Annotated in this window: 1 protein-coding gene; it reads left to right on the top strand. The window is 44.5% G+C overall.

The annotated features are described in order from the left end of the window. Positions 1–4: 4 nt before the first annotated feature. A partial coding sequence (locus AB5935_RS27785) for a glycoside hydrolase family 3 N-terminal domain-containing protein (protein WP_368328073.1) occupies positions 5–1,075 on the top strand: 1,071 nt, incomplete at its 3' end.

Here is a 1,075-nt window from a genome sequence, read left to right as displayed (position 1 = left end):
TTTATTGGCAACAGTTGTTAATGCACAGCCGTTTCCTTATCAGCAAGCCGGGTTGCCTGTTTCACAACGGGTGGATGATTTGATGAAGCGTATGACGTTGGAAGAGAAAATTGCACAGATACGTCATTTACATTCGTGGGACATTTTCAATGAACAAACGTTGGATAAAGAAAAGCTAACCGCTGTTGTTGGAGAAACAGGATATGGATTTGTGGAAGGTTTTCCGTTGACGGGTGAGAATTGTCGGAGTAGTATGCGGGAAATACAGGAATATATGCTTACCCGTACCAGGCTCGGTATTCCGGCCTTTACTGTAGCCGAATCTTTGCATGGCTCTGCACATGAAGGTTCTACCATTTTTCCACAAAATATAGCTCTCGGTAGCACGTTTAACCCTGCTCTTGCTTATCGGAGGGCTTGTATGACTGCCGATGATTTACATGCACAGGGAATGAGGCAGGTATTAGCCCCGTGCATTGACGTTGTACGTGATTTGCGTTGGGGGAGAGTAGAGGAATCTTATGGAGAGGATCCGTATCTCTGTGGCATCTTTGCGCAGTCAGAAGTGAAAGGATATCTTGATAGTGGCATTTCTCCCATGTTGAAACATTATGGTCCACACGGGAATCCGTTGGGTGGGCTAAATCTGGCTTCTGTGGATTGTGGTTTATATGATTTGCATGCTGTTTATCTGAAACCTTTTGAGATGGTGTTGCGGCATTTACCTGTTTATGCAGTCATGTCTACTTATAACTCCTGGAACCGGATACCGAACTCCGCTTCCCGGTATCTATTAACTGATATATTAAGGGACCGTTGGGGATTTAAAGGATATGTGTACTCGGATTGGGGTGCTATAGAAATGCTGGAGACTTTTCATCATACGGCAGCTAATAAAGCGGAGGCCGCAATACAAGCACTGACTGCAGGGTTGGATGTAGAGGCTTCCAGTGAGTGTTATCCCGAATTATTCCGGTTAGTAAAAGAAGGAAAGCTGGATAAGTCTTATATAGATACAGCTGTTCGTCGGGTACTGACTGCTAAATTCGAATGTGGACTTTTTGAAGATCCATAC

This window comes from Phocaeicola sp. RTP21198st1_B8_RTP21198_201120, assembly GCF_040929485.1.
GTDB classification, from domain to species: Bacteria; Bacteroidota; Bacteroidia; order Bacteroidales; family Bacteroidaceae; genus Phocaeicola; species Phocaeicola dorei.
Note: the sequence above shows the minus strand (reverse complement) of the source record. Positions and strands in the feature narration are given on the sequence as shown.